Raw genomic sequence first — 26633 nt, forward strand, 5'->3', positions numbered from 1 at the left:
GCCTTGGAGTCAGTGGACGTGAAGTTCGACTACATCGTCGTCGGCGCCGGCTCCTCCGGCTGCATCGTGGCCGCCCGCCTCACCGAGGACGCCTCGGTGAAGGTGCTGCTCGTGGAGGCCGGAGGCTCCGACCGCAGCCTCTTCATCACCATGCCGGGCGGCCTGCCGTTCGTGTACCAGAACAAGCGGATCGGCTGGGGCTACCAGTCCGGCCCCGAGCCGCACCTGCACGGCAAGATGATCGACGAGAAAGCCGGCAAGATCATCGGCGGATCCTCGTCGATCAACGCCATGATCTTCAACCGCGGCAACCCCATGGACTACGACGGCTGGGCGGACAACGGCCTGAAGGACTGGGACTACGCCCACTGCCTGCCGTACTTCCGCACGATGGAGACATTCGAGGACGGCCCGGACGACTTCCGCGGCGGCGACGGCCCGCTGCGCATCAGCCGTGCCAAGGCCGAGCACAAACTGTACGACGCGTTCCTGCGCGCCGGTGAGCAGAGCGGCTTCGAGGTCACACCGGACCACAACGGCTACCGGCAGGAGGGCATGCACGTCGCCCAGTCCTTCATCCACGACGGCGTGCGCTGGAGCGCCCCGCGCGCCTACCTGCGCTCCGCAATGCGGCGGCCCAACCTCACGGTGCTGCCGAAGACCCTGGTGACACGGGTCCTCGTCGAGAACGGCGCCGCCACCGGTATCGAGGTGGCGGGCCCGGACGGTCCGCGCCGCGTCACCTGCGAGCGCGAGGTGATCCTGTGCGCGGGCGCCGTCAACACGCCCAAACTGCTCCTGCTCTCCGGCATCGGTCCCGCCGACGACCTGCGCGAGGTCGGCGTCGACGTCGTGGCGGACATCCCCGGCGTGGGCCGCAACCTGCAGAACCACCCCGGCGTGGACATCCAGTTCGGCACGGCGCACGAGGACTCGCTCACCGCCCAGCTGAACCTGTTCGGGCGGGCCAGACTGGGCGCCGAGTGGCTGCTGCTGCGCAGGGGCCTGGGCACCACCAACTTCTTCGAGGCCGGTGCGTTCCTGGCCACCCGCGACGACCTCGGCTTCCCCAACATGCAGTACGAATTCCTGCCGCTCACCCGGAAGCTGGTGAACGGCAAGCTCGTCCCCGTGCCCGGTTTCCAGGTCTGGATGGACCTCTCGCGCCCCGAGAGCCGCGGCTACGTCAAGCTGCTGACGAGGAACCCGGCCGACGCGCCGCTCACCGTGTTCAACCACTACGAGTCCCGCCAGGACCTGCAGGACATGATAGACGGCGTACGGCTGATGCGGGACCGGGTGATCGGCCAGTCCGCCATGCAGAGGTTCCGCCCGCGGCATCTCAACCCGGGACCGGAGGTGACCGGCGACCGCGACCTCGAAACGTGGATCCGCGGGGCCACCGGCACCTCGTACCACCCGTCCGGCACTTGCCGCATGGGCACCGACTCCGACGCCGTAGTGGACAGCGAGGGCAGGATGAACGCGGTACGCGGCATACGCGTCGCCGACGCGTCGATCATGCCCAGGGTCGTCACCGGCAACCTGAACGCCCCCGTGATGATGATGGCCGAGAAGATCGCGGACCGGATACGCGGCAGACAGCCGCTCGCACCGTCCGACGCGGTGTACTACCGAGCGGGACGGTGAACCGGGGCGGCAGCCCGCGCCCGTCGGCAACCTGTCAACCCGCAGCCGCCTCCTCCGGCGCGAGGTCGCCGAGGTAGGCCGCCCGGACCGCCGGGTCACGCCGTACCTCGTCCGGCGTGCCGACGCAGATCCGCCGCCCGAAGTCGAGGACGACGACCTGGTCGCAGACGCTCATGACCATGTCCACGTCGTGCTCGACGAGGAGCACGCCCATGCCCCAGTCGTCGGCGAGCCGCCGGACCAGGCGGGCGAGCTCGCGGGTCTCGTCGTCGGAGAGACCGGCCGCCGGCTCGTCGAGGAGCAGCACGGACGGGGAGGTCGCCACCGCGCGGGCGATGGCGAGCAGCCGGCGCTCGCCGTAGGAGAGGTCTCCGACGGACCGGTCGAGGCTGCCGTCGAGGCCGAACTCGCGGACGGCGAGGAGCACTTGCTCGGGCAGCGGGCGGCTGCCGGGACGGACCAGGTCCGTCACGGGCGTCAGTGGGCCGGGCCGGTCGGAGGCGGCGTAGAGGTTGTCCAGGACGGTCATGTCCTCGAAGAGCTCCAGGGACTGGAAGGACCGGCTGATCCCGGCGCGGGCGCGCCGGTGCACAGCGGCGCCGGTCACGTCGTCGCCGCCGAGGAGTACGCGGCCGGAGGCCGCCGGGGTGAAGCCGGTGACGGCGTCGATGGCGGAGGTCTTGCCGGCGCCGTTGGGGCCGATGAGGCCGACGATCCGGCCCGGCTCGACCGCGAAGGACAGGCCGTCCACGGCGACGACTCCGCCGTACCGCACGGTCAGGTTTTCGACGTGCAACGGGAGCGGCCGGGCCCGGCCGGCGGCACCCTCGACGGGCGCAGGGGCAGGGGCCGGAGCCGACGCCATGGGCCCGGGCGGCCGGATCCGGGCGATCAGCGCGGCGGCCTGGCCGCCCGTCTCCCGCGCGATGCCGTCCTGGTTGCCGACCAGGGTGAGCAGCAGGATGATCCCGCCGATCAGCGGCATCCATTCGCTGAGCCCCGGCACGACCAGGTCCCCGAAGCGCGCGCCGACCGTTCCGGCGGCGAAGGTCGCGCCGAACACCGGCCCGGCGAGGTAGCCGACGCCGCCGATGACGGCGAGCCCCAGGACCGTGATGGAGTTGAAGCTCGCGAAGTCGGTGAAGACCACCGAGGTGGACCGGAAGCCGATGAGGACGCCCGCGAGCGCGGCGATCGCCGCCGACAGCCCGAAGGCGTAGAGCTTGGTGGCGCGGACGCTGATCCCGAGCGCCGCCGCCGCGCGTTCGTTCGCCCGGACCGCGATGAGGCGGCGGCCGGTGCGGCTGCGGCGTACGTTGGCGACTGCGAGGGCGGCGAGGACGAAGAGCACGAGAACCAGGCCCGCGTAGAGCTGTGGGTGGTCGACGCCGGAGATGTTGATGCCGAACAGGGTCTGCTTGCCGACCTCGATGCCGTCGCTGCCGGTCGTGGTGGCCAGGCCGGTGTTCTGGAAGACCATGACCTCCAGCGTGGTGCCCAGCCCGAGGGTGATGATGGCGAGGTTGACGCCCCGGGTGCGGATGGCGGGCAGGGCGAACAGCAGCCCGATGGGTATGGTCCCCAGTACGCCTGCGGGCAGGGCGAGTTCGAAGGGCCAGCCCCAGTCGGCGACGGCGTGGCCGGCGATGAAGGCGCCGGCGCCGGCGAGTGCGTACGCCGCCAGCGAGACCTGTCCCGCGTAGCCGGTGACCACCACCACGGACAGGATGATCAGCGACAGCACCATGGTGTTGGTGATCGCGTCCGCCCACAGCGGCGAGGAGACGGCGGTGAGCAGCAGCGCGATCGCCACCACGACCGCCAGCAGGACCGGTCGCACTCGGCCCGTCCCCAGGGCCGGCAGCCGCTCCAGGAACGTGCCGCGCAGCGGCAGCGCCTGGCCCCGGGCGACCAGGACCAGGGCGATGACCAGGAACGGCACGGAGGCCGCGAGGCCGGTGACGTTGGTCCCGAAGCGGGTCAGCTCGGACTGGACGACGCCGATGACCAGGCCGCCCGCCAGGGTGACCGGAAACGACGAGAACCGTCCCACCAGGGCGGCCGCCAGGGCGCTGAGCAGCAGCGTCGTCAGGCCGTTCACGGCGAGGCCGATGACGGGGACGATCAGGATGCCGGTCAGGCCGGCCAGCGCGGAGCCGATGCCCCAGTTGGCGGCGGCGATGACGTCCGAGGACCAGCCCAGCGCGGAGGCCGCGCTCTGGTTCTCCGCGACGGCCGTGGTGCCGAGGCCGAACATGGTGCGCCGGTAGAGCAGATGCAGTGCCGGCGTGATGACGACTGCGATGCCGAGCAGCCAGAACCGGTCCTCGGACACGGTCACGCCGCCGATCTTCACCAGCCCGGAGGGCAGCTTGCCGGCGACGAGCTGCACGCTGTCGCCGTAGCGCTTGACAGCGACAGCGGTGAGCACGATGAACACCGCCAGCGTGCCGACGAGCCGGGCCAGCGAGGAGGCCCGGCGCAGCGGGCGCATCACCAGCAGGTGGGTGAGCACGCCGAGCAGCCCGGCCACGGCCACGGCGACCACCAGGGCGGTCCAGTAGGGCACGCCGTGGTTGGCGGTCAGCTCCCACTGGAGGTAGGCGGCGGTCATGCCGATGGCGCCGTGCGCGAAGTTCAGGACGCCGGACCCTCGGTAGATCAGCACGATGCCTTGCGCGGTGAGCGCGTACAGCGCACCGAGTCCAAGGCCCAGGAGCGCGAAGCGCAGGATGTCGTCCACCAGATCAACCCCTTGTTCTCAGGCCCTATGAGTAGCGAACCCCCGGGGGGCCCGCAAGGGCATGCGGGTTATTTATTTAAATCATTCTGGTTAGGGTACTTCTCTAACTTACCCATCTGCCCCCATGCTGGACCCCGCCACGACCCGCCCGATCGGGCGGCAGCCACCCCCGCGGAGGGAACCATGCACAACGCACGTCTGCGCAGACACACCGCAGCCACCTGTCTCGCGGCCACCGGAGCGCTGCTCGCGGCAGCCTGCGGCAGCTCAGGATCCGACAACGCCGCCTCGACGGCCGACTCGTCCCTGACCGGCACCCCCGTCAAAGTGATGGTCTGGGCACCGGAGAACTCCCAGGGCAGCAACCAGCCCGGCGTGCCCGCCACCGCCCAGGCGTACGCGACGTGGATCAACAACCACGGCGGCATCAAGGGCGGCCCGCTGAAGGTGATCACCTGCAACGAGAAGGGCGACCCCAACGAGGCCGAGAAGTGCGCCCAGCAGGCGGTCAGCGAGAAGGTCGTGGCGGTCGTCGGCTCGTACAGCCTGGCCGGGGACCGCTACATGCCGATCCTGCAGAAGGCCGGCATCCCCTACCTCGGCGGCACCGGCGTCTCGGCGGCGGAGTTCTCCAACCCGCTGTCCTTCCCGGTCAACGGCGGCACCCCGGTGATCTTCGCCGCGCACGGCCAGCAGCTCGTCGAGTCCGGCTGCAAGTCGGTCGCGGGCGTGCGGTACGACGTGGCCGCGGCCGCCATCGTCGGGCAGTTCCTGTCCCTGGGCACGGTCTCCGCCGGCGGGGCGGCCGCCAAGGACGTGAAGATCCCGCTCAGCGCCACCGACCTCGCCCCGCAGGTCGCCGCGGCCACCAAGGGCGGCGGCTGCGTGGACGTCATCCTGGGCACGGCCTCGCAGCTGTTCGTCCAGGCGTACGTCCAGTCCGGGGCCAAGAACAAGCTCGGCAGCGTCGTCGGCAACCTCACGCCGGAGCTGGCCGCGAGCACCGGCGGAGCCGGCGGCCCGCTGGAGGGCGCGATCATCACCGGCTACTACCCGCCCGTCTCCGACCCGGCGTGGAAGACCTACGTCGCCGCCGCCAAGGGCAACAAGAACATCGACACCACCAACGGCGCCGACGAGACCACCTGGGTGGCGTTCACCGCCTTCACCGAGGCCGCCAACAAGCTGTCCACCGTCACCGCGAAGGCCCTGGTGGCCGAGTTGAACAGCACCTCCGGCCTCGACACCGGCGGACTGACCCCGCCGCTGAGCTGGAAGACCTCGACCGCCCTGCCGATCCCCGGGCTGAACCGCATCCACAACACCACCGCCACCGACCTGGTCATCAAGGACGGCCAGATCGAGTGGGCCAAGGCCGGCTCGACCTTCGTCGACGTCCGCAAGGCGCTGACCACCAAGACCGGCTGACGCCGGAGAAGCAGAGAAGTCCAGAGACGTAAGGAACGGACCGTGCAGATCACCGTGCAGACCTCCGAACCCCTGATCGCCGCCCGCGCGATGTCCGCCGGCTACGGAACCCAGCCCGTCGTCCGCGACCTCGACATCGAGGTGCGCCCCGGCGAGGTCGTCGCGCTCCTCGGTCCGAACGGCGCCGGCAAGACCACCACCCTCCAGGTCCTGGCCGGCGAACTGGCCCCGATGGACGGCGAGGTCACCTGGCTCGGCGCCCCCGCGACCGCCCCGCTGCACCGCCGCGCCCGCCAGGGCCTGGCGTACGTGGGCGAGCGAGCCGTCTTCACCCGTCTCGACACGGCCGACAACCTGCGGGTCGGCCGCGTCGAGACGGACCGGGCCCTCGATCTCTTCCCCGAGCTCGGCAAGCGCCTGAAGACCGGCGCCGGCATGCTCTCCGGCGGCGAGCAGCAGATGCTCTCCCTGGCCCGCGCCCTGGGCCGCTCCCCCAAGCTGCTGCTCGCCGACGAACTGTCCCTCGGCCTCGCCCCCCTGGTCGTCCAGCGCCTGCTGCGCGCCGTGCGCGAGGCCGCCGACCGCGGCCTGGGCGCGCTGCTGGTCGAGCAGCACGTACGCAAGGTGCTGGACATCGCCGACCGGGTGTACGTGCTGCGGCGCGGCCGGGTCGAGATGACCGGAACCCCGAAGGAACTGCGCGAGAACCTCGACGCGATCGAGTCCTCGTATCTCGCGGGCGGTCCGGCCCAGGGTCTGCCTGTCCAGCTCTGAATCCCGGCCTGGAGAAAGGAAACGGAATGGAGTCCACCCGACAGCGCCTGCTCGACCTGATCACCGACCCCGACGACGCCTACAACCGCTCCGCCGCCGACCTCGAACCGCTGCAACTGCGTGCGGCCCAGGCACTGTTCGAGGAGCGCCGGGAGCAGATCCCGCTGGTGGGGCGGCGGGCCGAGGACGCCGGGATCGACGAGATCAGGTCCCTGGACGACCTCGTCCCGCTGCTGTTCGCGCACACCGTCTACAAGTCGTATCCGCAGTCGTTCTTCGACCAGGGCCGCTGGGACCGGATGCTGCGGTGGCTGGACACCCTGTCGGTCGACAGCGTCGTGGACGTGGACGTCGAGGGCGTCGCCGATGTCGACGACTGGCTCGACCGGCTCTGGGCCGCCGGCCACCAGGTGCTGGCCACCAGCGGTACCACGGGGAAGTGCTCCTTCCTCAACCACACCCGGGGCGACGGGGAGCGCAAGCGGCGGCACATCCGGCACACCCACGGCTGGCCGCTGATCGCGTCGAGCCCGCAGTGGCCGTTCTTCTGGCTCGGGCCGATGGCCGGGTACAGCAGCGCGGTCGAGGCGGCGGTCATCAACGCCGAGAACTGGGCCCGCCCGGGCCTGGTCCACGCGCTGACCGACAAACCTCTGCGGATCTCCGACGTGAGCCGGATGGCCGCCTTCCGCAAGCGGATGGCGGACGGCACGGCCACCCCGGAGGAGATCACCGCGATACGCGACGAGAGCGCGGCCCGGGCCGTCGAGGGCCGGGACGCCCTGCGCCGGCTGGCCGACGAGCTGCTGGACCGCCGCCATGAGCCGGTGTGGGTCAGCGGGATGTGGGCCCAGCACATGGCGATCATCGACCGGGCCCGCGAGCGCGGCATCCCGGACGGCGACTTCCACCCCGGCAGCGTCGTGGGGGCCGGCGGCGGCACCAAGTCCGTCGCTCTGCCGCCCGACTACCGCGACCAGGTGGCCCGCTTCTACGGCGAGGTGCTCCGCCCGGCGTCGTACGGCATGACCGAGCTGGGCCAGCAGCTCCCCCGCTGCGAGGCCGGCCGCTACCACCGCGCGCCCGGACTGATCACGCTGATCCTTGACCCGCCCGCCGAGAAGCTGCTCGGCCCCGAGCAGGCATCCGGCGACGGCCTGGTGCAGGGCCGGTTCGCCTTCCTCGACCTCTCGCACGAGGGGCGCTGGGGCGGGGTGATCACCGGCGACCGGGTCACCGTCGACCATTCGGAGCGATGCGCCTGCGGGCGCTACGGGCCGACCTTCCTCGACGACATCTCGCGTATCGCACAGCCCGGAGAGGACGACCACATCGGCTGCGCGGGCACGATCGATTCCTATATCCGTGGGGTGGTGGAGGACGTATGAACGCCGTTCCCGTTCCCGTAAGCCATGTCGTCAAGGGCGAGACCGTCCTCGGCGCCGGACCCGAGTTCGGACCGCCGCACGCCCGCTTCACCACTCCCCCGCTCGCGCTCGACCGGCTCGTGTGGCCGCGCCAGGAGCCGCTGCCGGCGCTGGATGTGCCGCTGTCGGAGGTGATGGACCTGCTGGTGGAGACCGGCGAGTGGATCACCAAGGACCCGCAGGGGCTGATGGCCGAGGCGCTGGAGTTCTCGGTGCGGACCAGTCCGCTGCCCCGGAGCGTGCTGGAGCGCTCGTACCGGGACCTGGGGCGGCAGTTCAACCGCCGCAGCATGGAGTTCCAGGTCGAGCACGAGCTGGGCGGCCCCGATGTGGTGGACGGCTGGCGGGAGATCACCGACGCCCCGAGCGGGCGGCGGTCGCGGATCCGCGCCTTCCCGCCCCGGCTGCTGCACATCGTGGCGGGCAACGCCCCCGGGGTCTCGGCGATGTCGGTGGTGCGCGGGGCCCTCACCAAGGGGGTCAATCTACTGAAGCTGCCGTCGAACGACCTGTTCACCGCCACCGCGATCCTGCGGGCGATGGCGGCGGTCGCGCCGGGGCACCCGGTGACCCGCTCCTTCTCGGCGGTGTACTGGCGCGGCGGCGACGAGCGGGTCGAGGGCGCGCTGCTGAGGCCGCAGTACTTCGACAAGCTGGTCGCCTGGGGCGGCGAGGGCGCGCTGCGCAGCGCGCAGAAGTACGTCGGACCGGGGCTGGAGCTGGTGGCCTTCGACCCGAAGACCTCGATCTCGCTGATCGGCCGGGAGGCCTTCGTCTCCGAGGACACCCTGCGGGAGGTCGCGGAGCTGGCCGCCACCGATGTCACGCTGATGAACCAGCAGGCCTGCGCCTCCAGCCGCTTCCAGTTCGTGGAGGGCACGGTGACGGAGGTGGACCGCTACTGCGCCCTGCTCCAGGAGCGGCTGGGCGTCGAGCGGCAGCACAGTTCGGCCGCCGGGGCCCCGGTGCCGCCCGGTCTGCGCGACGAGATCGACGGTCTGCGCGCGCTGGAGCCGCTGTACCGGGTCTGGGGCGGCTACCGGGGCGAGGGCGTCGTCATCCGCTCCGACGAGCCGGTGGACTTCCATCCGGACGGGCGGATCGTCAACGTCGTCCCAGTGCGGGAGCTGAGCGACGGCGTGCGGTACGCCAACGTGGCGACCCAGACCGTCGGCGTCTACCCCTCCGCCCGCAAGGCGGAGGTGCGCGACGCCCTCGCCGGGGCGGGGGTGCAGCGCGTGGTGGAGCTCTCGGGGGCCGGGCGGGTGGAGGCCGGGCTGCCGCACGACGGGTTCCGGCCGTTGCAGCGGTTCGTGCGCTGGGTAAACGACGAGGGCTAACGACGAGGGCTGACCAGCTGGAGCGAGCGCGGCGCGCCACCCGGGCCGCGGTCCTCACTGAACGCGCCGGCATGCGACCAGTCGCGCGGGATCGGGGGCTGCGGCACGGGCTCGCCCTCGGGGACGGCAGCCCCGTACAACCGGGAGTAACGCAGCTTGTGTTCGAGGTTGTCGAGCACCGACCAGTACTCGTAGCCGCGTACGTCCACCCCGCAGGCCATCACGCGGGCCAGCCAGGACAGCCGGGCGGCGAGGCGGGAGCGCCGGGTGTCACCGTCCGGGTCGGACATGCCGTTGTCCACGATGCGCAGGGGCGGCAGCAGGTCGCCGTAGAGGTCGTGGAGGGAGGCGAGGGCGTCGGCCAGGGATTCGGGGACGATGGGCCAGCCGTAGGAGTTGGTCTCCACTCCCTCGAAGGGGACGACGGCGAAGCCGAGGTGCATCAGCAGGCGGTTGACGTCGTTGAGGGCCTGGAAGCAGCCCAGGACCGGCAGGACGCCGGGGAGGTTCTCGGGGGCGGTGACGCGCAACGGAAGGTGCCAGGACAGGGCGATGGAGTCCTGCGCGGCCGAGATGATCTCCATGTCCCCGGGCCGGACGCAGCCGGACTCCTCGACGGGAGAGCGGTCGTCCTCGGTCGTCATGTGCTCGCCCAGCAGCATCGGGTCGAGGAACAGCCGGTTCCCCCAGGACTCCAGCCGCTCCAGCGCGATGCGGTCGAACGGGTCGTCGGTCGCCGGGTAGCCGCCGTACAGCGTCACGGTGGTCCCGATCTCGGCGGTCACTCCGGCTCCCCTGAGCGCGAGGCCCGCGAGCCCGTTGGCCAGGAGCAGATGGTGCACGGCCGGCAGCCCTGCCGCGCCCAGCCCCTGACCCGTGGGGCCCATTCCGGCCACGCACTCGGCCACCGCCGGCGCCACCAGGTCGCTCGAGGTGATCCACCGGTCCACGCGGTCGCCGAACCGCTGCCCCATCTCGGCGGCGTACTCGGCGAAGCGCAGCGCGGTGTCCCGCGACAGCCATCCGCCGGATCCGGCCAGCCAGTCCGGCAGATCCCGGTGCAGCAGCGTCAGCCCGGGACGCAGGCCCCGCGCCAGTGTGGCGTCCAGCGCGCGGTCGCAGCGGTCCAGCGCCGTGCGGTCCCACTGCCCGGCCCCGTCGGGCTGCACGTACCGCCAGCCCAGGACCGTGCGGTACGTGGCCGGGGACGCCCCGGTGACCGCGCGGACGTCGTCGGACCATTGCTGGTGGTGCCCGTCCGACCAGTCGGTGGCGGTCTCCCGATGGTCCGGCAACGGGGCCGCGATGCTGTCGGCGGTGGCAACGCCCCAGTCGACACTCTGGAAGGAGCCATGCAGGGCGGGATTGCTCATGCCAACCACCCGAAAGGTGAATAAGTCAGCTGATTCGGCGGGATAGCCGTGCGGGGACGCTAACACCACGGCGGTGTCACCACAATATTTCAGCCACATTTCCCTGTCCCCGGATCCGGCCCACCGCACGACCCGGACACCAAGATCACTTATATGCTTGCCCCGAACAGCCGGTGACCTCTAGGTTTCCGCGTCATGACCATGACACGGAGAACCATTATCAAGGGCCTGGCCGCGGCACCGTTCGCCGCGACGACCGGCGGCCTGCTGGCCCCCACCGCCGCGGAGGCGGCCACCATCGGCGCGACTCAGTTCACCCTGACGGCCCGGACGGGCAACTCCTACGGCCAGTTCGACGCCCTCGCCGCCGGCCTGGCGACCAAGCTGACCAAGGTGGACGCCACCACCGTCATCGCCGACACCAACCACAGCGCCACCCACCTCACCAGCGCCCCCAGCACCGCCGAGGCCTTCGCGACCGGCTTCGCCTGGGACGACGACGACCAGGCCGTCGACTACTGGATACCGCAGGGCGTCACCACCAGCGCCGACGCCTACGGCAACGGGCTCTACCCGGACGGCGGCAGCAACAAGGTCGTCCTCGCCTCCTGGTACTTCGAGACCGATCCCGACGGCGACGGCGTCGACGAGTACGCGCTCGACAAGGGCCTGCGGCTCACCTTCGTCGACTACAACACCGCCTCCGCACCGAAGTACCGGCATGTGCTGCTGGTCGAACCCGTCACGACCGCCGCCGGCGAGTACTCCTTCAACCCCATCCGCAAGCACGCCGGCGGCATCATGTGGTACGGAAACCTGCTCTACGTCGTCGACACCTTCAAGGGACTCAGGGTCTTCGACCTCAACACCCTCTTCACGGTCGCCACCGCCGAGAAGGACGTGTGCGGTCTGCACACCGACGGCTCGTACTACGGCTACGGCTACGGCTACCAGTACGTCCTGCCGCAGAGCCTCGCCTACGACAACGCGGGAACGTACCTGCGCTACACCGCGATCGGGCTCGACCGCGCCAGCAGCCCCGACAGCCTGGTGGTGAGCGAGTACTCCGCCGCCGGCACCGTCAGCTACACCGACGGCACCTTCAACGGCACCGGCGCCGGCACCACCACGCCCAAGGTGGTCCGCTGGAACCTCGACTACACCGACCGGCTGCCGGCCTCGCTCACCGCCACCGAGGCCGTCACCGTCAGCCAGCAGAAGATCCAGGGAGTCGTCTCCCGCAACAGCAAGCACTACCTCTCGGCGAGCGCCGGCCCCTCCACCAAGGGCACGCTGCGCACCTTCACCTCCGGCGGCTCGACCGCGAGCGCCGTCTGCGACCTGGCCATCGGCTGCGAGGACCTCAGCTACCACAGCAGCGGGGCATCCGGCTGGGCCTACAGCGAGTCCGTGATCTGGAACCTCAGCGAGTACGTCGACAAGCGTTACGTCTACGCCGTGCACGCGGACGGCTCGTGACTAGGGTCTGTCCGGCGGATCTCCATGGGAGAAGGAGCGGCCCGCCGCGCCAGCGGCTGATGTCACTGTGGCGCCTGCGATCGCAAGGCGCCGGAGCGCTCACAGGGTGGTTTCCTGTGGGCGTTTCGGCAACGCCGCGAGCGCTGGTGCCAGGGCACGCGACGCCACGGAGATCCGCCGGACAGGCCCTAAGCCTTCCAGATGCCGCGGACGTGGTTGAGGTGATGCCGCATGAGCTGCTCGGCACCGTCGGCGTCCCGGGCCTCGATCAGGTCGAGCAGGTCGGAGTGCTCGTGCGAGGAGGGGACGAGCTGATCGTGCTCGGACAGGGTGACAAGTCCGTAGATCCGTGACCGGGAACGCAGTGAGCGGACCATGTCGACGAGGTAGGTGTTGCCGGTCAGGCCCAGCAGAGTGAGGTGGAACTCCATGTCGATGGTGACGTGGGCGATCAGGTCGCGCCGGCGGGCGGCGTCCTCGATGCCGGCCGCCAGCGGGCGCAGCCGCTCGATGACGGCGGGGTTGACTCCGGCCTCGGCGATCGCCCGCACGGTGGGAATCTCGATCAGGGCGCGCAGGTGGGTGATGTCGTCGAGCTGCTGCTCGGACAGCTCGGTGACCCGGAATCCCTTGTTGCGGACGGCCTCGACCAGGCCTTCGCCCACGAGGTCGAGCATCGCCTCACGGACGGGCGTGGAGGAGACGCCGAACTGCTCAGCCAGGCTGGGCGCGGAGTACACGACGCCGGGCCGCAGTTCGCCGGAGATCACGGCCGCGCGGAGAGTTTCGGTGATCTCCTCGCGCAGGTTGCGCCGGTTGCCGAACGAGGGCAGTGCCGGTGTTGTGTGATGGGTCGGGGTCATAGTTCGAAGCCTTCGGGGAAGGGGTCGTCGGGGTCGTGGTGGTACTGGGCCGTGCCGGTGATCCAGGCCCGTCCGGTGATGGTGGGCGTCACGGTGGTGAGGCCGCCGAGTTCGCCCTGTTCGACGAGGCGGCCGGTGAAGTGCGTGCCGATGAAGGACTCGTTGTCGAAGTCGGTGTGGAGAGCGAGTTCGCCGCGTGCGTGCAGCTGGGCCATGCGGGCACTGGTGCCGGTGCCGCAGGGAGAGCGGTCGAACATGCCGGGGTGGATGACCATGGCGTGGCGGGAGTGGCGGGCGTCCGAGCCGGGCGCGGCCAGGTAGACGTGGTGGCAGCCGCTGATCTCGGGGTTGCCCGGGTGGACGGGGCGGTCCTGCTCGTTGATCGCGGCCATGATCGCCAGGCCGGCGTCCATGATCCGGTTCTTGTGGGCCCGGTCGAAGGGGATGCCCAGGTCGTCCAGTTCGACGATCGCGTAGAAGTTGCCGCCGAAGGCCAGGTCGTAGGGGATGTCACCCCATGGCGCGACCTTGAGGGTCCGGTCCAGGCCGAGCGCGAAGGACGGCACATTGCGCAGGGTGACCGACCGCGCGGCGCCGTCCTCCACGCGCACCTCGGCCACGACGAGTCCGGCCGGGGTGTCGAGGCGGATGGCGGTGACCGGTTCGGTGACCTCGACCATGCCGGTCTCGACCAGCACGGTGGCAACGCCGATGGTGCCGTGCCCGCACATCGGCAGACAGCCGGAGGTCTCGATGAAGAGCACGCCGTAGTCGGCGTCGGGGCGGGTGGGCGGCTGCAGGATGGCGCCGCTCATCGCGGCGTGCCCGCGCGGCTCGTTCATCAGGAACCTGCGGATGTGGTCGAGGTGCTCCATGAAGTACCGCCGCCGGTCGAACATGGTGGCGCCGGGGACCACCCCGATCCCGCCGGTGACGACCCGGGTGGGCATGCCCTCGGTGTGGGAGTCGACCGCGTGGAAGACCCGGTTGCTGCGCATCCCGGTTACCGCAGCCCTTCCGCGAGGGCCTTCTCGGTGGCCTGGCGCACGGCCAGCTCGTCCTCGGCGGTCAGCGGTACACGCGGCTGGCGGCAGGGGCCGCCGTAGCGGCCGGCGAGGTCCATGCTGAGCTTGATCGCCTGGACGAACTCGGTCCGGGAGTCCCAGCGCAGCAGCGGGTGCAGGGTGCGGTAGAGCGGCAGCGCGGCGGCCGGATCGCCCGACGAGGCCGCCTGCCAGAGTTCGACGCAGGCGCGGGGGAAGGCGTTGGGATAGCCGGCCACCCAGCCCGGCGACCCGGCGACGGCCAGCTCGAAGGCGACATCGTCGGCGCCGCACAGCACATCGAGCCCCGGGGCCAGTTCGGCGATCCGGTAGATCCGGCGTACGTCGCCGGTGAACTCCTTGACGCCCGCGATCAGCCCCTCGCCATACAGTTCGGCCAGCAGCTCCGGCACCAGGTCGACCTTGGTGTCGATCGGGTTGTTGTAGGCCACGACCGGCAGCCCGGCGGCCGCGACCTCGCGATAGTGGGCGACCACCGCGCGCCGGTCGGCACGGTAGGAGTTCGGCGGCAGCAGCATCACCGCCGAGGCGCCCGCTTCGGCGGCCTGCTCGGCCCAGCGCCGTGCCTCGTCGGCGCCGTACGCGGCCACCCCGGGCATCACCGCGAAACCCTCGGGCGCCGCTTCGACCGCCGTGGTCACCACCCGGGCACGTTCCTTGGGTGACAGGGTCTGGTACTCCCCCAGCGAGCCGTTCGGCGTGACACCGTGGCAGCCGTTCTCCGCGAGCCAGGCGACGTGCCCGGCGAAGCCGTCGAAGTCCACCTTCAGCTTGCCGCTGCTCCCTTCGCGCAAGGGCAGCGCCGTCGCCACCAGTACGCCGTGCCACGGCTGTGTCTGCGTCTGTACGTTCATGGGGTCTCCTTGGTTCGGGCGAGGGTGCCGAGCGGCACCGGTTGCGCGACGGGCCTGCCGGCCAGGGCGCGCAGATCGTCGTCGGTCGGCTTGCGACCGCATTGTGCGGCGACCAGGGACGCGGTGGCGTAGCCGCAGACCCGGCCCTGGCACAGCCCCATGCCGGGGCGCGCGTACAGCTTGACCGCGCGGGCATCGGTCGCGCCCAGGTCCACCACCGCCTCGGTGACCGCTTCCGCGGTGACCTCCTCGCACCGGCACACCACGGTGCCGGGGTCCAGCCAGTCCGTCCACCCCGGCCGTACCGGATGAGCCTCGTGCAGGGCGCTCGCGAACCGCAGTTGCGCGTTGCGCCGCCGCACCAGGCGGCGTACGGCCGCCGGATCGGGAACGGCCCCGGTGGCTGCGTGGGCGGCGTGGAGGGCGGCGAGTCCACCCTCGATGAGGGACAGGGCGGCGCCGCCGACCCCGCAGACCTCGCCGGCGAGGTAGACGCCGGGGACGGTGCTGCACTGCCGCTCGTCGGCGTGGGCGTGCAGGGTGCCGTCGAAGTCGGACCAGGTGTCGCAGCCGAGCTGGAGCGGGAGCTCGATCTGGGGCGTGAAGCCGTAGCCGACGGCGATCGTGTCGCAGTCCAGCCTGCGTTCACTGCCGGGCACGACCTTCCACTGGGCGTCGAGCCTGGCCACCGTGGCCCCGGTGACCTCGTCGGTGCCGTGTGCGGCGACCACGGTGCTACGGGTCCGGTACGGCACCCGGTGGCGCAGCAGGGTGGCCAGGTATCCCGCGCCCTCGGCGAGTTTGGCGGTGCTGCGGGCCACCACGACCGGGTGCCGGGCGAACGTGGCGGGCAGTCCGGCCTCGTACACGCCGACCACGGTGGCGCCCCGCTCGGCGAGCCCGGCGGCGACGGCAAGCAGGAAGGGGCCGGTGCCCGCGACCACGATCCGCCGTCCGGCGAGCACGCCCTGGCCCTTCAGCAGCGCCTGAACCCCGCCGGCGGTGAACACTCCCGGCAACGTCCAGCCGGGAAAGGGTAGTTGGCGGTCGTAGGCGCCGGTGGCCAGCACGACCGTACGGCTGTCGACGATCCGCTCGGCGCTGTCCCCGTTGTGCAGGGCGTACGTGCGGAATCCGTCGTCGGTCCGCTCCACGTGCCAGACGGAGTGCCCGGCGAGGTGGTCGATCCGGTCGGCGTGGTCGGTGAGCCCCTGCCGGAGCCGCCGGAACGTGGACCACCCGTGGTGCAGGGCTCCGCTGTCGCCCCGGCGGTGGCGCCAGTACTGGCCGCCGGGCCGCGGGGCCGCGTCGATCAGCGCGACGCGGGCTCCGGCGGCACCGGCGGCGACGGCCGCCGCGAGACCGGCCGGACCGGCCCCGATGACGGAGAGGTCGTAGCGGCGGGAGTCAGCAGGCGAGGTCGCCATGGCCCGCTCCTTCCTGGGTCCGGACCTGGTCACCGGGCATGGCCTCGATCAGGCACGCGCGGCGGTTGGGCCGGCCGTTGACGGTGACCAGGCAGTCGAAGCACACCCCGATGCCGCAGAACAGCCCGCGCGGGGCACCCTCGATCCGGGTGCTGCGCCACGAGCGGTGCCCGGCGGCGATGAGCGCGGCGCCGATGCTCTGGCCTTCCTCCGCGTCGATCGTCTCGTCGTCGAAGCGGAACTCGAAACTCGCACCGCTGCTCATCCGGTGGCCTCCTCGAACCGGTCCGGGCGGAAGGGCGTGAGATCCAGGTCGGGTTCCGTCCCCGCGATGACCTGGGCGATCAGGTGTCCCGTCGCGGCGGACAGCCCGATCCCGGCGCCTTCGTGCCCGGTGGCATGGACGAGCCACGGGGCGCGCGGGTCGGCACCGATGACCGGCAGATGGTCCGGGCAGTACGGACGGAATCCCAGGTAGCTCCGGAGCAGCGCGACCTCGGCGAGGAACGGGAAGACCGCGATGGCCTGCGCGGCCAGCCTGCGCAGCACGGGCAGCGACATCGAGCGGTCGAAGCCGACCCGTTCCCTGCTGGCCCCGATCAGCACGGTGCCCGCCCGCGTGCCCTCGACCACGACCGAGGACTCCAGCCCGGCCTCGCCGCTGGCCACGTTGGCGACGTAGTCGGCGCTGTAGACCTTGTGCCGGATCACCCGGGGCAGCGGCTCGGTGACGAGGATGAACCCCTTCCGGGGCAGCACGGGGACCGGTGCGCCCGCGAGCTCGCTCAGCTGCCCGCTCCAGGTGCCGGCGGCGTTGACGACCCGGCCGGCGTGAATGACCGGCGCCTCGGCGGAGTTCGTGGCGACCCCGATGACGGCGCCCCGGCCGTCGCGCACAAAGCCGGTGACCTCGGTGCCCGTCAGGACGGTGACCCCCCGCGCCCGGGCGTGCTGGAGCAGCCGCGCGGTGGCCAGCACCGGCTGGACCTGGCTGTCCTGCGGGTAGTACGCCCCCGCGACCACGTCACGCGTGATGTTCGGCTCCAGCTCGGTGACCTCGCCGCAGGAGACGTCGACCGCCTCGACACCGGCCTCGCGCTGGGCCGCCGTGAGCCTGCGCAGGCCGTCGGCCCCGGCGGGCGAGGCCGACACCACGACACCGCCCTTGGCCTGGTACTCCAGGCGTTCCGCACCCAGCTCCCCGGCGGCTTCCTGCCACAGCCGTGAGGAGAGCAGCGCCAGGTCGAGTTCGGGCCCGGGCTCCTTGTCGGAGAGCAGGATGTTGCCCTCGCACGCGGAGGTGGTGCCGCCGCCGATCGCACCCCGCTCGACGACGGTGACGCTCAGACCGGCCCGGGAGCAGTAGTACGCGCACGCGGCACCGACCACACCCGCCCCGATGACGACCACATCAGGTGATCGATTCGACCCACTCATGGCAGTAGTATGTCACATTGCAATTCCACGCGCCACTCTCACCGGACGCGCGAGTGGCGCCCCGGGACCGACCCGGAGCGCCACTCGAAGGTGTTGCTGGTCAGCGCTTGCCGACGCTCAGCGTTATGCCGGTGGTCCTGGCACCGGTGAGGTTGTCGTAGACGACATCGCCCGTGGTCTTGTTCCAGATCCTGATGCGGAAGGTGTCCGGGGAGTCGGTGAGCCAGACCCGGAAGCCGTAGCCGCCGGTGCCGTTGACCTTGCCGGAGCCCTGGTACTGGGCCTGGGAGCCGGTGATCACCATCCAGTCGGAGGAGGTGTCGCGGAAGTCCAGCTTGCCGGCCTTGAACTCGAAGGCGGCCTTGGCGGAGATGGTGCCGTCCTTCTTGTACTTGGCGGCGACGGAGAAGGAGGCCTTCCCGGTCGCGGACGGGTGAGCGGGTGAGGCCCCGGCCTGCGAGGTGATGTCGCCCTTGCCCGTCATGCGCTGGTTGATGTCGTAGACGACCAGCTCGGGGAGCGTCCTGCTGTCCGAGCCGCCGTCGTCGTCGGTGACGGTGACCACCGGCCGGTGGATGCCCGCCGCCCGGTAGGTGTGGGCGGCGGTGCAAGCCGTAGGGGCGGTGCCGTCCTGCCAGTCGACGCGGCAGGTCTGGGTGTCGGCGGCGCCCGCGTCGGTGAACCGGACGCTCACGGTGACCGGCTTGTTCACCGGCACCGGGTGGGCCGGACCCGTGGCCGAGCCGATCACCGGTGCCGCGTTGTCGACGGTGACGGTGAGGCTGTCGTGGCTTCGGCCACCGGTCAGGGTGACCTCGTACGTGCCGTTGTCGGCGCAGGTGATGGCGGTGAGGATGGCGCCGGGGTCGGAGAAGGTGCAGGGCGCCCCGGCCTCGACCGTCCACTTCGGGTCGCCGGCTCCGGAGATGGTGCCGGTGAGGGGGATCGGGCTGCCCTCGGTGCCCAGGGCGTCGGGGCCGGCGCGGACGATGGTGACCGGGTCGATGCTGGTCAGGGTGGGCACGACCTTCTTGATCAGGCCGTCGGAGTCGAACTCCAGCTTGTCGATGGTGGTTTCGCGGTGGGTGCCGTCACCGCCGGGGATGGCGAAGCGGTGATAGGCGATGTACCAGTCGTCGGTGTTCGGGACGTGGACGACGGAGTGGTGGCCGGTGCCCTTGATGCCCAGGGACAGGTCCTTGCTCAGGATCACGCCGCGCTTGGTCCAGGGGCCGGTGGGCGAGGGTCCGGTGGCGTAGGCGACCTGGTAGTTCTCGTCCCGGGTGTCGTTCTCCGACCACATGAAGTAGTAGGTGCCCGCTCGCTTGATGACGAAGGAGCCCTCGTTGTAGCCGCTCGGCGTGATGTCGGTGACCTTCGACGCGTCGAGGGAGGTCATGTCGTCGTTCAGCGGGACGACGTACGCGTGGCCGTTGCCGAAGTACAGGTACGACTGGCCGTCGTCGTCGGTGAAGGCCGCCGGGTCGATCATCTGGCCGCTGAAGGCGCCGGCGGCGAGCAGCGGCTTGCCGAGGGCGTCCTTGAAGGGGCCGGTGGGCGAGTCGGAGACGGCGACGCCGATGTTGGCGTCGGCACAGAAGTAGAAGTAGTACTTCCCGTTCTTCTCCGCGATCGTCGGGGCCCAGGCCCGGCTGTCGGCCCAGCTGACGTCCGGCCCGAGGTCGAGGATGACGCCGTGATCCGTCCAGTGGACCAGGTCCTTGGAGGAGTACGCCTTGAACTGCGTGCCGCTCCAGCCGTCGAAGCCGTCGGTGGTCGGATAGATATAGAAGGTGTCGCCGAAGACGACGATGTCGGGGTCGGCGTTCAGCCCCGGCAGCACCGGGCTCTTCATCTCCAGGGCCTCCACTGTCCAGGTGCGGGTTGTGCCGTCCGAGCCGGTGACCACGTACGTCACCGGCTTGGTGAAGTCGTGCGCCGTGCCGGAGGCGGGGCTGATGCTCGCGCCGTGGGCGAGGGTGAACTCGGGGGCGAGGGAGGTGCGGTCGGTGCCCTCGGTGAGCGGGAGGGTGACCTTGCTGTCGGCGTCGTCGACGATCGCGGCGACCTTCAGCGCGGGGTGGGTCACCTTCGCGATGCCCGTGGTGTTGCCGCTGAGCTCCAGGATCTCGGCGGCCGACAGGGCCCGGTTGTAGATCCGGAAGTCGTCGACGGCGCCGCCGAAGTAGGGGTCGGCGCCGTACAGGGACTTGCCGATGTAGCCGGTGTAGTCCTTGGCGGAGTCGTAGAGGTCCGAGGGCTTGATGATGACGCCCGTCGCCCGGGACACCTCGACGCCGTCCAGGTAGAGGACCGCGGTCTGCGCCGTGCCGTCCACGGTGACGGTGACGTGATGCCAGGTGCCGGTGGTGAACTGGGAGCCGGTCATCTTGGACTCGCCCGACCAGGTGGCGGTGGTGATCGCCGAGTACAGGCTGGAGCCGCCGTTGGACGGGGTGGCAAAGAGGTACTTGTTGCTGTCGGGGCCGAGTCCGAAGAGCCACTGGAAGTTGGCCCCGCCGTTCCACTTGGCATAGGTGGAGACGGTGACGCTGTCGGTGTTCTTCAGGACACCGTTGGGAATCTTGACGTACGGCGAGGTGGTGGAGGTACTGGAGCCGCCGGACATCTCGAACGAGCCGCCGTGCACACCGGTGCCGAAGGCGGGGGTATGGACGTACGTGCCGTGGTTGCCGTGGCCGCTGGAGTCGCGGGCGATGCTGCCGGCCGTCTCGTCGAAGTCGTAGTGCAGGACCAGGTCGGCCGGCACCTCGGAGCCCTCCGCCGAGACCGTGACGGCGGCATGGACCTCGATCGCGGAGCCGTCCGGCAGGCTGCCCCTGACGGTGAAGGTCCCGGCCTGTGCGTACGCCGAGGCCGGGACGTCGTCCCAGGTGACGGAGACGGGGCGCTGGACGCCGTCCGCGTACTCGGCGATGACGGTGGCCGGCAGGACGGGGGCCTGGCCGACGGCCGTCTTCACGCTGACGTCCTCGGCGCTCGTGACGAGCGCGTCGGGCTGATAGGCCGTCAGCAACCGTTCGTACTCGGCCTGGGTGACCGGAAGGACCGTGCCGTGGCGTGGGGTCGACGGGAGGTCGTAGTCGGTGGAGGGGGTCCAGACGCCGGAGTCGAGGTCGGTGGTCTCGAAGGGGATGTAGCCGCGGCCGCCGAACTCGTCCAGGAAGAGGTACCACTTCTCCTCGGTGTTGGACTTGAAGACCAGCGGCCCCTCCGCGGCGGTCATCGCGCCCTTGCCGATGCCCTCGGCGACGGCGTCGTAGGAGGGGTCGAGGATCGAGTCGGCCTTCTCCTCGAAGATGAACTTGCTGTTGGGGGTGGAGGAGGTGTTGTTCCGCTCGTCCTTGGAGAAGCGGTAGTACTGGCCGTCGTGCTTGATCATCGTGGAGTCGATGACCGAGTAGCCGCGGTCGATCCAGACCTTGGGCTCGCTGAAGGTGTAGAAGTCGCGCGTGGTGGCGTACATCATCCGGTTGTACGTGTCGCCGGTGTGCGCGTCGTTGTCGTACAGCTTCGAGGCCCAGAAGACCACGTACTCGCCGAGCGAGTCGTCGTAATAGGCCTCCGGCGCCCAGGTGTTGCCGGCCGTGTCGGGCGAGATCTTCACCAGGCGCTGGTCGGTCCAGTGGACGAGGTCGGTGGACTCCCAGATCATGATGGACCTGCTACCGGTGCGCTGTGCGGCGTCCCAGTCGCCGTTGCCGTAGATCCGCAGGTCGGTGGCGATCTGGTAGAACTTGTCGCCCTCCGGGGAGCGGATGATGAACGGGTCGCGCAGGCCCTTCTCCCCCAGGGTGGAGGTCAGCACGGGACTGCCGTCGTTCAGCTCCCGCCAGTGCAGCGGGTCGTCGCCCTTGCTGAGGCCGAAGTGGACCTGCTCGCCGTCCGAGGTGCCCTCGCCGGTGAAGTAGCTGAACAGGTATCCCTTGCGGGCTTCCTGGGCGGGCAGTTCGGGCACGGTCGCGGTGAGGACGCGGGTGGCCGTGGCGCCGCCCTTTGTCACGGTCGCGGTCAGGTCGACGGTGGTGGCGCCGTCGCCGTGCGCGGGGCGGTGGACCACGCCGTCGGCGGAGACGACATCGGGGTTCGCGGAGGACCAGGTGACGGCGGTGCCGTAGGTGCCGGTCGCCGGGAGGGTGAGGTTGCCGCGTACGTCGCCGAGGTTGTGAACGCTCAGCGCGGCGGCGGCCCGCTGGGTGGCCTCGGCGTCGTCGAAGTCGGCGGGGACGGTGACGTCGAAGGTCTTCGTGTCGGTCACCGGGCCCTTCTTCAGCGTTGCCGTCAGTGTGGCGTGCCCGTCCGGCTCACCGGCGGCGGGGCGGGTGACGGCGCCGGTGGCCGACACCACGGAGGGCGTGTCGCTCGCCCAGGTGATCGTGGAGCCGCCGGCGGTGCCGGTGGCCGGCAGCGTCAGGTCGGCGACGACCGCGCCGGTGTCGCCGAGGGTGAGGGCGGCCTTGTCGTCGGCCACGCCCTGGGTGGCGACGGGGAGGGCGAGCTGCTCGGTCTCCGAGGCGGCCAGCGCCCGGTCGTACACCCGGAAGTCGCGGATGCTGCCCTTGAAGTACTTGTCCCCCGAGTAGACGGACTTGCCGATGTAGTCGGCGGTGGTGACCCCCGACCCGATGGCGCCGGGGGTGATGGTGACCGCCGTGTTGCGGGCCACCTCCACACCGTCCTCGTAGAGGATGCCGGTGGTGCCGGTCTGGGCGTAGTCGATGTGCTTCCAGACCGCGCGGGTCAGGTTGCGGGCGGCGGAGGGCTGGGTGGTCTGCTCCGTCGACCAGTTGCCGGTGGCGATGGAGGTCCGGAAGGTGTTCCCCGTGGTGAACAGGTAGCCGTTGCCGCTGGACCCGCTGGAGTTGCCGAAACCGTAGATGAAGTACGGGGTGGTCTGCGCGGAGTCGATCTTCACGTCCATCGATACGGTGATCGACGTCATGCCGCTCATGATGCTGTCCGGCACCTTGATGTAGGTGTCCGAGCCGTTGAAGGCGAGCCCTTCGCCGCTGCCGGACCACCCTGCGGTCCCGCTCACCGCGCCGTCCCTGCCGTTGCCCGAGGCGTCGGCCGCGACGGCGCCGGAGGCGGCGTCCAGCTTGTACCGAAGGGCCAGCCCGTCGGTGACGTCCGAGGCCTGCGCCGCCTGTGCGGGAACCGCGAGGCCGACTGCTCCTCCTAACAGCGACGCGGCGGTCAGTACGGCGAGGCAGGCTCTTTGCATCGTTTCAAATCTCCTCGTTGAGACATGACCGAAACCAGGGGGGGAGCGGTGTGTGACGTCGCGTTTCGAGAGTGTGAACGCGCACGGAGTGCAGCGTCAAGAGATACCGAACAACGTCCGACCAGTCGGACAAACGATCCGCCCGCCAATGTCAGTGGCCGGGGGCAGGATGGGAGGCATGACTGTGACAGGACGCCTGGAACTCGCCGCGTTCGACGCGGCCGACATCGAGAGGCTCGCCTCGTTCTACGCCGAACTCACCGGCTGGACGATCGCCCGGAAGGAGCCCGACTGGATCACCATGCGGACGGGGGACGGCCAGGAACTGGCCTTCCAGCTGGCCCCGGACCATGCCGCACCCCAGTGGCCCGGCCAGCAGCACCCGCAGCAGCTCCACCTCGACCTCCAGGTCGACGGCCACCTGACGGCGGCCGAACGGGCGGTCGCGCTCGGCGCCACCCGGCTCGCCGACGGCCCGAACTGGATCACCCTGGCCGACCCTGCGGGCCACCCGTTCGACCTGTGCCAGAAGGACGGCGTCGGCCCGGTGATGGGGCTGTTCGCCGTCACCATCGACGCTCCCGACGCATCGGCACTGGCCCGCTTCTACGCCGCCCTCCTCGGCATGGAGGTCACCTACGACGGCCCCGAAGGCTCGCTCATCGCCGGTGACGGCAAGAGCGTCATGTTCCAGCAGGTCAGCGACTACACCCCGCCCCAGTGGCCGGACCCGGCGCACCCGCAGCAGGGACACCTCGACATCATCGTCGACGACCTCGACACCGGCGAAGCACGGGCTCTTGAGCTGGGCGCGTCCCGGCTCGAAGGCGGCGGCACGACCTTCCGGGTCTTCGCCGACCCGGCCGGCCACCCCTTCTGCCTGACCACCTGAGGCCGGACCCGGTAAATGCAGTGGGACCACGGGGATGTTACCGGTAACATCCCCGTGGCGTCGTAGCGGCGCCGCGCACCCGGCCTGCCCGGCCGGACCCCGGACCGGAGAAGTCCTGATGACAGACCAGCACCGCCTGCGCGTTCCCGTGCCCGCCGCGCCCCCGCTGACCGGCCATCTGCCCTTCACCGACGCACCCGGGGTGTCCGACCCGATCGAGGTGACCAGCCGCTACCTCACCCGCGGCGGCCGCCCGTGGTTCCCGGTCTCCGGGGAGTTCCACTACACCCGCTACCCGGCCCGGGACTGGGAGGAGGAGCTGCTGAAGATGAAGGCGGGCGGCGTGACGGCCGTCGCCGCTTACGTCATCTGGATCCACCACGAGGAGGTGGAGGGCCGCATCCGCTTCGACGGCGACCGCGATCTGCGGCGGTTCGCCGAGCTGTGCGCCCGCCACGGCCTGGACTTCATCCCCCGCGTCGGCCCCTGGTGCCACGCGGAGGTCCGCAACGGCGGACTGCCCGACTGGCTGCTGGCCCGCGACTGCGTCCCCCGCACCGACGACCCCGCGTACCTGGAGCCGGTACGCCGCTGGTTCACGGCCATCGGCGAGCAGCTGCGCGGCCTCGGCCGGGCCCACGGCGGGCCGATCGTCGCCATCCAGATCGAGAACGAGCTCTACGACCAGCCCGGCCACCTGCTCACCCTCAAGCGGATGGCCCAGGAGGCCGGACTGAGCGCCCCGCTGTGGACGTCGACCGCCTGGGGCGGCGTCCAGCTCCCGCCCGACGAGCTGCTTCCGCTGTACGGCGGCTATACGGAGACCTTCTGGACCGAGGCGGACGGCGGCTGGTCCGACACCTGCCGCAAGCACTTCTTCTTCACCCACCAGCGCGACGACGAGGGCATCGGCGCCGACCTGCGGCCGACGACCGTACGCGGCGGCGACCCGGCCCCCACGGACCGCTTCCCCTGGGCCACCTGCGAGCTGGGCGGCGGCATGGCCGTCGCCTACCACCGCCGGCCGCGCGTCGAGCCCGAGGACGTGGGCGCGCTCGGCCTCACCAAGATCGGCTGCGGCTCGGTCTGGCAGGGCTACTACATGTTCCACGGCGGCACGAACCCCGCCGGTGAACTGACCACCCTCCAGGAATCCCACGCCACCGGCTACCCCAACGACCTCCCGGTCCTCACCTACGACTTCCAGGCACCGCTGGGCGAGTACGGCCAGTACCGGCCCTCGTACCACGAGCTGCGCCTCCAGCACCTGCTGCTGGCCGACTTCGGCGACCTGATCGCCCCGATGGAGCCGGTCCTGCCCGAGCGGAAGCCCGACGGCCAGCACGACCGGGACACCCTGCGCTGGGCCGTGCGAAGTGACGGCGCCGCCGGCTTCCTCTTCGTCAACAACCACCAGCCGCACGAGCCGCTGCCGCCGCATCCGGACACCTCCTTCACGGTCGGTTTCCCGGACGGCACCACCTCCCTGACCCTGCCGAGCACCCCCGTCACGGTCCCCGGCGGCGCGTACTTCTGCTGGCCTCTGCGCCTGGACATCGACGGCCTGCGGCTCGACTGGGCCACCGCCCAGCCGGTGTGCCGGATCGACGCGGACGGGCGTACGGTCGTGGTGCTGGCCGCCACCGACGGCATCACCCCCGAACTCGCCCTCAGCGCGGCCACCGTGGCGTGCGTCAGCGCGCCCGGCGCGGACATCACCCGCACCGACGGCCGCGTCCTGGTCACCGGCCTGCGCCCCGGAACCGACGCCCTGGTCGAGGTGGACACGGCGGACGGCGGACGGGTCGGCCTGCTGGTCCTGGACGCGGCGACGGCGCGTACCGCCTACCGGGGTCCCGCGTGGGGCGCCGAGCGGCTGGTGCTCTGCCGCGACGGCGTCGTCTTCGACCACGACGAGGTCCGCGTGCACAGCTCTGCCACGGCGCCCTCGTTCGCCGTCCTGCCCGCTCCGGAACGGGCCCCGGTGGTGGCCGACGCTTCCGTGCGGGAAGCGCCGGACGGGGTACTCACCCGCTTCACCGTGCTGCCCGGTGACGGGCCCGGCAGCCGGCCCGGCAGCCAGGACACGGCCCTGCCGGTCACCCTGATCCGCCCCGCCGGCCCCGCACCCGAGACCGCCACCGGCCCGCTGGGCCGGGCGAGCGTCCCCGCGGACAAGCACTTCGACGCAAGCGCCGCCGAGTACCGCATCGATGTACCGGACGACCTGCCCCCGGGAACCCTGCTCCGCATCCACTGGACCGGCGACGTGGCGCGCGCCTACGTGGGAGACACCCTCGTCGCCGACCAGTTCTTCTCCGGGCGCCCCTGGGACATCGGCCTCGACCGGCTGCCCGCCGCAGCCCTGCGCGCCCACGGCCTGCGCCTGAAACTGCTGCCCCTGCGCGCCGACGCCCCGGTGTACGTACCCGCCCAGGCGGGGAACGCGGCGGAAACGGCCGCCGTCGGGCACGCCGAATGGGTCACCGCCCGCTCATGGGCGACCCGGGCAGGCTAGTGCGTGTCCGGCGACCGCACTGGTTCGCCGGGTTCGTCCGGTGGCCGGGTCCGTCCTCAATCGCCGGACGGGCTGAATTCAGCCCGTCCGGCGATTGAGGACAAAGCGCAGCCGGCAGG

Annotated in this window: 17 protein-coding genes; 8 read left to right on the forward strand and 9 right to left on the reverse strand. The window is 71.1% G+C overall.

Features of this window, described 5'->3' with window-relative positions:
- The first annotated feature begins 12 nt into the window (after window positions 1-12).
- Window positions 13-1650 carry a choline dehydrogenase gene (locus OG607_RS07910; protein ID WP_405736617.1) on the forward strand — a complete coding sequence of 546 codons (1638 nt, stop codon included), beginning with the start codon at window positions 13-15 and terminating at the stop codon, window positions 1648-1650.
- A 34-nt stretch (window positions 1651-1684) separates the two neighbouring features.
- On the opposite strand, the gene OG607_RS07915 is transcribed toward OG607_RS07910, so the two are convergent.
- Window positions 1685-4393, reverse strand: a complete 2709-nt coding sequence (locus OG607_RS07915; RefSeq protein WP_405720418.1) for an ABC transporter permease subunit — start codon at window positions 4391-4393, stop codon at window positions 1685-1687.
- A 183-nt stretch (window positions 4394-4576) separates the two neighbouring features.
- Between OG607_RS07915 and OG607_RS07920 the strand changes: the two genes are divergently transcribed.
- The 4 genes from OG607_RS07920 (at window position 4577) to OG607_RS07935 (ending at window position 9362) form a co-directional block, all read left to right on the forward strand.
- The gene (locus OG607_RS07920; protein ID WP_405720421.1) at window positions 4577-5821 is read left to right on the forward strand and encodes an ABC transporter substrate-binding protein; all 1245 of its coding nucleotides are present in this window, start codon (window positions 4577-4579) and stop codon (window positions 5819-5821) included.
- Window positions 5822-5911: 90 nt separating this feature from the next.
- A complete protein-coding gene (locus OG607_RS07925) occupies window positions 5912-6595 on the forward strand; it encodes an ABC transporter ATP-binding protein (RefSeq protein ID WP_405736619.1) in 684 nt (227 codons plus the stop codon).
- A gap of 26 nt (window positions 6596-6621) precedes the next feature.
- Window positions 6622-7983, forward strand: a complete 1362-nt coding sequence (locus tag OG607_RS07930) for a hypothetical protein (RefSeq protein WP_405720423.1) — start codon at window positions 6622-6624, stop codon at window positions 7981-7983.
- Complete coding sequence (locus OG607_RS07935; RefSeq protein ID WP_405720426.1) at window positions 7980-9362, forward strand: acyl-CoA reductase; 1383 nt, start codon at window positions 7980-7982, stop codon at window positions 9360-9362. Before OG607_RS07930 ends, OG607_RS07935 begins: the two co-directional genes overlap by 4 nt.
- Here OG607_RS07935 and OG607_RS07940 read toward each other — a convergent pair.
- A complete protein-coding gene (locus tag OG607_RS07940; RefSeq protein WP_405720429.1) occupies window positions 9359-10735 on the reverse strand; it encodes a family 1 glycosylhydrolase in 1377 nt (458 codons plus the stop codon). The genes OG607_RS07935 and OG607_RS07940 overlap by 4 nt on opposite strands.
- 195 nt (window positions 10736-10930) lie before the next feature.
- Here OG607_RS07940 and OG607_RS07945 point away from each other — a divergent pair, with 195 nt between their 5' ends.
- Window positions 10931-12214: a hypothetical protein gene (locus tag OG607_RS07945; protein WP_405720431.1), complete on the forward strand. Its 1284-nt coding sequence runs from the start codon at window positions 10931-10933 to the stop codon at window positions 12212-12214.
- 188 nt (window positions 12215-12402) lie between these two features.
- On the opposite strand, the gene OG607_RS07950 is transcribed toward OG607_RS07945, so the two are convergent.
- The 7 genes from OG607_RS07950 to OG607_RS07980 form a co-directional block, all read right to left on the reverse strand.
- On the reverse strand, window positions 12403-13077 hold the full coding sequence (locus OG607_RS07950; RefSeq protein ID WP_405720434.1) for a GntR family transcriptional regulator: 675 nt from the start codon (window positions 13075-13077) through the stop codon (window positions 12403-12405).
- The gene (locus OG607_RS07955; protein ID WP_405720437.1) at window positions 13074-14075 is read right to left on the reverse strand and encodes a proline racemase family protein; all 1002 of its coding nucleotides are present in this window, start codon (window positions 14073-14075) and stop codon (window positions 13074-13076) included. Before OG607_RS07955 ends, OG607_RS07950 begins: the two co-directional genes overlap by 4 nt.
- Window positions 14076-14080: 5 nt before the next feature.
- A complete protein-coding gene (locus OG607_RS07960; RefSeq protein ID WP_405720439.1) occupies window positions 14081-14995 on the reverse strand; it encodes a dihydrodipicolinate synthase family protein in 915 nt (304 codons plus the stop codon).
- Window positions 14992-16422 carry an NAD(P)/FAD-dependent oxidoreductase gene (locus tag OG607_RS07965; protein ID WP_405720442.1) on the reverse strand — a complete coding sequence of 477 codons (1431 nt, stop codon included), beginning with the start codon at window positions 16420-16422 and terminating at the stop codon, window positions 14992-14994. Before OG607_RS07965 ends, OG607_RS07960 begins: the two co-directional genes overlap by 4 nt.
- On the reverse strand, window positions 16403-16687 hold the full coding sequence (locus tag OG607_RS07970) for a (2Fe-2S)-binding protein (RefSeq protein WP_405720444.1): 285 nt from the start codon (window positions 16685-16687) through the stop codon (window positions 16403-16405). Before OG607_RS07970 ends, OG607_RS07965 begins: the two co-directional genes overlap by 20 nt.
- A complete protein-coding gene (locus tag OG607_RS07975; protein ID WP_405720447.1) occupies window positions 16684-17859 on the reverse strand; it encodes an NAD(P)/FAD-dependent oxidoreductase in 1176 nt (391 codons plus the stop codon). Before OG607_RS07975 ends, OG607_RS07970 begins: the two co-directional genes overlap by 4 nt.
- Before the next feature lie 100 nt (window positions 17860-17959).
- Window positions 17960-23104, reverse strand: a complete 5145-nt coding sequence (locus OG607_RS07980) for a family 43 glycosylhydrolase (protein WP_405720449.1) — start codon at window positions 23102-23104, stop codon at window positions 17960-17962.
- Window positions 23105-23282: 178 nt separating this feature from the next.
- Here OG607_RS07980 and OG607_RS07985 point away from each other — a divergent pair, with 178 nt between their 5' ends.
- Both OG607_RS07985 and OG607_RS07990 read left to right on the forward strand, forming a co-directional pair.
- Entirely contained in the window at window positions 23283-23996 is a 714-nt protein-coding gene (locus OG607_RS07985) for a VOC family protein (RefSeq protein WP_405720452.1), read from the forward strand.
- A 118-nt stretch (window positions 23997-24114) separates the two neighbouring features.
- Entirely contained in the window at window positions 24115-26514 is a 2400-nt protein-coding gene (locus OG607_RS07990) for a beta-galactosidase (RefSeq protein ID WP_405720454.1), read from the forward strand.
- The last annotated feature ends 119 nt before the right edge of the window (window positions 26515-26633 follow it).

Source organism: Streptomyces sp. NBC_01537 (assembly GCF_045040445.1).
Taxonomy (GTDB): domain Bacteria; phylum Actinomycetota; class Actinomycetes; order Streptomycetales; family Streptomycetaceae; genus Actinacidiphila.